We start from the raw sequence: 5,377 nt of genomic DNA on the forward strand, positions 1-5,377 counted from the left end.
TTTAAATGCAGCTTGTTTTCAGGTTTTCTTAGAAAAATTTTCTGCCACTTATGCCCAAGATATCCATATTATTCAGTTAGATAATGGAGCTTTTCATTTTAGCCAGCATCTTCAAATACCAGAAAATATCATTTTATTATTTCAACCTCCACACACACCCCAAGTTAATCCAATTGAGCGATTATGGGAGGAAATTAAAAGGCATTTAGCTTGGGAAAGCTTTGGAACTTTAGATGAGTTAAGACAATTTATCTGGAGGCGTTTGGAAAAATTAAACACATCAATCGTTGCTTCTATTACAGGTTGGGATTTTATTCTTGATGCTTTATTTGAATCAAATTTTTCGTGAATTGGTATTACGGTAGTTTGCTATGGCACATAGCACAACCTCAAAAATCAAATGTTTATGATTTTACAAAAATTCCATTAGCTGTTGTTGATATTGGTCATCAAAACATTAACTTTTTGATGGTAGATAATTTCCGATTTGTTAAATATCTTTCTAAGAGTGAAGACTTTGGTATGAACAAATTTTATGAGTTGGTAGCTGCGGAAATAGACGGTGCTGATAGTCAATCTTGGGCACTGATTTCTGCTGTAAACAAACCCAAGGGCGAACGTTTCTACCGTCCCAAAGTTGCTATTACATCCACTAATTTAGACGATTTTCTCCCCAATTTGATAGAAATGTTTTCCCGTGAAATCACATCCCGTGTTCTCGCTTGGTTGCCAGAACGGGTGACAGATGTAATTATTACAGGTGGAGGCGGAGAATTCTTTTGGGAAGATATCCAACGTCTTCTCAGAGAAGCTAGCATTAACGCCTATTTAGCTGCACCTTCTCGCCAAGCTAACGCTTTAGGGCAGTATATTTACGGAGAAGTGCAATTTATTCGCGCTACTGGGTCATAAAACTAATATTTCTTCAAAGATAATTTTTTGTAGTTGTAAAGTTTATTTAAAATGCCACTAAAAAAATGAAAATTCAACTTTCTCGTAATGTTAAGCAGAGACATTATAAAGAGTATTTTACTCCTAAGCAACCGAAAGACTTTAAAGCAAAACAGGAATTGCTTGCAAACAAAGAAAATATTTACAAGCTACCAGATAAAAATTGGGAATTTTGTTATTTTGATTTAGAAAAAGAAGTTACTTACCCATTTTTTATAACGGTCGATGAGATAAAAAATGATTTTAGAAAAGAAATAAATTTTTTAAGTGTTATTGAATCTGAGTTTGAAGAACTAATCACAATACCCGAAATAAAGGAATTGATAGACTCTCAGAGGGTAGCGATATCTCGTTCAATGAGTACATTAGCGAGTACATTTGAATTCCTAGATACTTATCAACCTTTTGAGCCATATTATCAAAGGCTATCTTGAAATAGGGGCGTGACTATCAATCGATCTAGCTTGTTAACAATCATCAATACTCGGTTGCATGAATAAATGCTAGGCACTCCTCTAAGTCGTCTCCATGCCAAGTACCAGCAAATTTGAGCAAGTCTTGACCTAAAGTCAAAAAACTTGAACAAAGACCGATCGCAAACTGCTTCGAGAAACTCAGACTATAGGCGCAGATCGTGCAGAGTTGACTCCTTAATCAATCACGCTATTCAATCCCCGTTTCTTAACTAAGTGCAACAGCTTAAGAGCTGTGCCACTGGGACGCTTCTGACCGATTTCCCACTTTTGAACCGTTGATAGACTTGTATTCAAAATCGCAGCAAATACTGCCTGGCTGACGTGAGATGATTCGCGTATTTGCTTAATTTGCTTAGGTTCTAGGGGTTCAATTGGAGACAAGCACAGACAGTCAAATTCACGCAGTGTAGTTTGATCCATCAGTCCAGCCTTGTGCAGCCCAGTAGCCGTTTCGTGAACGGCTTCAAGAATCGCTGATTTCTTCTTCGGCATTGCGAATTACCTCCATTAATTCATCTTCGAGCTTGGCTTTTTCGAGATCCTGTAGCGTGTAAGACAACAGCACTGATGCCAGCTTTTTTAATGCTTCTTCTTCTTTTTTGTTAATGTTGCTGCGCTCATTTTTCAAGAAGCCGAAAACAAAAAACCAGTAATCTCCTTTGTTGGTGGCGACTAGTGTACGAAAGCCACCACGCTTACCTTGTCCAGAGCGGACAATCCGCTTTTTGAAAAGTCCGCCCCCTAGATCGGCTTCGTAAAGTCCTGCCGTCATTTCGTTTACAGCCGCGTAGAGGCTAAGATCATTTAAACCCTCTTTGCGTGCCCAACGGTCAAACCATCGGGTTTTGTAGATTATCATACTATACTCATTTTCTTCGCTTATTATATAGCACTTGGTGCTATGCTTAGCGAGTCCAATGAGTGTGGTATTTTCTCACAAATGATTTAGGATTTAAAGACAGGTCTAATCCAAATCACTTTCTAAAACTGAAGCGATCGCCTGTTTGGTATTTGTTTGAAATTCGGTGACGTTTACTCGGTTGAGGAACCAAATCGATACCACCATCCCTAAAGCTTCTAAGGCAAATACCAATCCATAAGCTAATTCCAAGCTAGGTAGAAGTCTGCGCCCTATATCTAAAACTGTACCGCCTATAACTACTGCAATTCCTCTAGAAATAGACTGTGCTAATCCCCACGCGCCAATAAATGTACCTGCGGCTTCTGCTGCGGTGAGATCTAGCATCAAGCTAATTGCTCCAGTAGTTAAAAAACCTGTAGCTAAACCGAACAAAACTAAACCTAGTTTGAGGAAAGCTGCATTAGCTGTGAACCCCGATATACCCAGTAATAATGCACAAAATGCGACTAACATACAGCCTAGCCGTGTAGTTCTGCGCTTGCCCAAACGCGGCACAATCAAAAAGCCAGTAACACTGTAAGCAATGAGCAGACCTATTCCATAATAGACATTCAGTTTGGTACTTTCAGCCAAAGGCATACCAAACACCTGACCTGCATAAGGCTCTAAAACCGGGTCTTGCATAAACAAGCAAAGTGTCATCACCACTAAAAAAGTAAAAAACAACCCAGTTTGCGGACTTGCTGTCAAGATTTTCCAAGCATTGCCTAGAGTAATGCTGTCTTCCCGATTTAACAGTGTGGAACGGCTCGAATATAAAGAATACTTTTTTTCTACGCCAAAGGTTGCTAAAATCGCCAACCCAAATACAATTGCTGGCACAATGGTAAATAGTCTATTAATACCTGCTTGTAAGGTTTCTACGGTTGCTTCTGGAGTTAATTGCTTGAGCAGGCTAGAACTAATAATTGCTCCGACAATAATTCCTAGCATTAGCATTGACCAAACCACGCCAACTACTTTAGAACGGTTATCTTCTTCAGATATATCAACCAATAAAGCAGCAAAAGCAGTACCGCTAGCACAAATTCCTAGACCGTATACAGCAAAAATCAAAGCTAAAAGTGCTGTCCAGCCGATTGTTTGGACTGTCCATGTCCAACCACCTACACTACTTGCAGCAATATTCATCTGCCACATCACTTGTACAGCTAAAAATGCTGCGATCGCAAATATTGCCGCCCCTACCCAAACATACACAGTGCGGTGGTATCCCCACAATGGCTTGGCATCGGAAATTTGACCGAACCAAATCCGCGAAGGAGCAACAAATAAGGGTAGTGCTAGAACTACTGCTACTAGCGTCGCCGGAATTGCTATTTCTTGAATCATGACTCTGTTAAGTACGCCCAGAGTCAAAATAGACATCATGCTCAACCCCATTTGAAACAAACCCAGCCGGAACATGGTCAACAGGTTGACCCTTGGCACAGCTAGGGATTTTGTTTGGGACTCAAATACATCACCGCTTGCCATAGCTACTTTCTTCGTATGGTTTATGGAATATAGTCTCTCTTTAATTAAAGATAAACTGTTTGAGAAAACTTAAATTTAATTTTTGGATTTGGGGTTTGTTGTGTACCCATAACTGAATCAAACACTACTGTATATAAATAATAAGCTAACTGAGATAGTTGCTTATCCCCACCATTTACTGCTAATAGTGGTTTTATATATGGCAATCGCTATCTAGATTTAACATTCACGTCCAACTTTTTTCAACTTTAATGAGGTTATCAGGGATATGGAAGAAATATTAAACCAATACTGTAAACAAGACAATCTTGGGCTGCTTCTCCTAAGTATGGCAACTGGTTCGGGTACAGGGCAAACGCATCTAAAGTATAAGAATCCTTCAATGGCAAGGGTTTCGGCGTTTTCTAATTTAGCCTATTTTTTCATCAAGATCCTTGTCCAGTAGGGGTTTCGGAAATCCCGTGCGTTCGCCCTGGGTTCGGGTAAAACATACATTGTTCTAAAGTTTATACATTCTAATTACAAGGAATTTGCCAAGCAAAAGAGAAAAATTCTGTTTATTACTAACCTTAAGAAAAACTTACCTATTAACGAACTAAAAAAATATTTTATCGCCGATGGAAATGAGGAGGATTTTGAAAAATATGTTCTTTTTATTGATTCTAATGTCGATCCTGTGATCAACAACTTACTAAAACTTGACCAAGAAATTCCTGATAAATTTAAAAACAAAATATATTTGCAACTAAAAAAATATATAGAAATGCTCCAAAGTGAGCAATTACCTAGTGACTTTAAAGAAAACATTAAAACAGATATTCGTAAAAATGTTGAGCCAGCATTCCGAGACATTATTAAAAGAATATTGTCAGAAAATTTTAAAACGAAAAAGGCTCGTCTGTCCGCTATCAAGAATATTCAAGATTACCAATGGATTGGAAAACTTTATCCCGCAGTATTTACAGATGATAAAATTATTTTGTTTCTTAGTATAGATAAGTTTGTTGCTCAAAACACAACACTTATTGAACCATCATATTACTGGGAGCATCTCACTTTTTGAAGAAAGGTCAAACAGATAAGAATCCATTGAGGTAGGCACAACGATGGGCAAGGACTTGAGGTACATTTTCCTGTTTCCACTGCGCTCCAGATATCTTAGTTCGACGGTCAACCCGTTTAACAGCAGATTCAACCGACCCAGACCCAATTGAACAAATCTCTTCAGCTTGATGGTACTCATAATTAATAATGCGATCGCGATGCTTATCAAGGTAACGACAAAAATGTTGGGCGTGTTTACCTTTGTAATGAGCAAATAAAGCTTTAGTCTCCTCAACTTGACCCTTCCAAAGAAAAGCTTGCGCTTGTTTCAAGCGTTTTAGTAAACCCCCGACTTTGTGGAGGTTCTCGATTAAATGGAACCAATCCAGTACTTCTCGACGCTGTGCATTTGGGGCTAGTTGTTCAACGATATTCCAAATGCCGTCGTGTCCATCACCGATACAGGTGAGCGAAGAGAGCAGGGGAGGCAGGGGGTGCAGGGGGAGCT

Annotated in this window: 6 protein-coding genes and 2 pseudogenes; 4 read left to right on the forward strand and 4 right to left on the reverse strand. The window is 39.0% G+C overall.

The window, feature by feature from the left end; genetic code table 11:
• From I8751_RS17020 to I8751_RS17030, 3 genes and pseudogenes are all read left to right on the forward strand, one after another.
• Positions 1-349 (forward strand): transposase (locus tag I8751_RS17020; RefSeq protein ID WP_214440318.1); only part of this gene is annotated, 349 nt, incomplete at its 5' end.
• An 8-nt stretch (positions 350-357) separates the two neighbouring features.
• Positions 358-912, forward strand: a pseudogene (locus I8751_RS17025) (chromosome segregation protein ParM); the annotation flags it as partial.
• A 65-nt stretch (positions 913-977) separates the two neighbouring features.
• Complete coding sequence (locus tag I8751_RS17030; protein WP_214440319.1) at positions 978-1,385, forward strand: hypothetical protein; 408 nt, start codon at positions 978-980, stop codon at positions 1,383-1,385.
• A gap of 216 nt (positions 1,386-1,601) precedes the next feature.
• Here the strand turns inward: I8751_RS17030 and I8751_RS17035 are convergent, their stop codons facing one another.
• The 3 genes from I8751_RS17035 to I8751_RS17045 form a co-directional block, all read right to left on the reverse strand.
• Positions 1,602-1,919, reverse strand: a complete 318-nt coding sequence (locus I8751_RS17035; RefSeq protein ID WP_214440320.1) for a helix-turn-helix domain-containing protein — start codon at positions 1,917-1,919, stop codon at positions 1,602-1,604.
• On the reverse strand, positions 1,891-2,286 hold the full coding sequence (locus I8751_RS17040) for a type II toxin-antitoxin system RelE/ParE family toxin (protein ID WP_214440321.1): 396 nt from the start codon (positions 2,284-2,286) through the stop codon (positions 1,891-1,893). Before I8751_RS17040 ends, I8751_RS17035 begins: the two co-directional genes overlap by 29 nt.
• Positions 2,287-2,391: 105 nt before the next feature.
• Positions 2,392-3,825: a BCD family MFS transporter gene (locus I8751_RS17045; protein ID WP_214440322.1), complete on the reverse strand. Its 1,434-nt coding sequence runs from the start codon at positions 3,823-3,825 to the stop codon at positions 2,392-2,394.
• 676 nt (positions 3,826-4,501) lie between these two features.
• On the opposite strand from I8751_RS17045, the gene I8751_RS17050 reads away from it, so the two are divergent.
• Complete coding sequence (locus tag I8751_RS17050) at positions 4,502-4,888, forward strand: hypothetical protein (RefSeq protein ID WP_214440323.1); 387 nt, start codon at positions 4,502-4,504, stop codon at positions 4,886-4,888.
• A gap of 7 nt (positions 4,889-4,895) precedes the next feature.
• Here the strand turns inward: I8751_RS17050 and I8751_RS17055 are convergent.
• Positions 4,896-5,377, reverse strand: a pseudogene (locus I8751_RS17055) (ISKra4 family transposase); the annotation flags it as partial.

The sequence above is a fragment of the Atlanticothrix silvestris CENA357 genome, assembly GCF_016056295.1.
Taxonomy (GTDB): Bacteria; Cyanobacteriota; Cyanobacteriia; order Cyanobacteriales; family Nostocaceae; genus Atlanticothrix; species Atlanticothrix silvestris.

Bases quoted from the DNA above. Each gene is read 5' to 3' on its own strand.
- I8751_RS17030 (WP_214440319.1), top strand. From the start codon at position 978: ATGAAAATTCAACTTTCTCGTAATGTTAAGCAGAGACATTATAAAGAG.
- I8751_RS17035 (WP_214440320.1), bottom strand. From the start codon at position 1,919: ATGCCGAAGAAGAAATCAGCGATTCTTGAAGCCGTTCACGAAACGGCT.
- I8751_RS17040 (WP_214440321.1), bottom strand. From the start codon at position 2,286: ATGATAATCTACAAAACCCGATGGTTTGACCGTTGGGCACGCAAAGAG.
- I8751_RS17045 (WP_214440322.1), bottom strand. From the start codon at position 3,825: ATGGCAAGCGGTGATGTATTTGAGTCCCAAACAAAATCCCTAGCTGTG.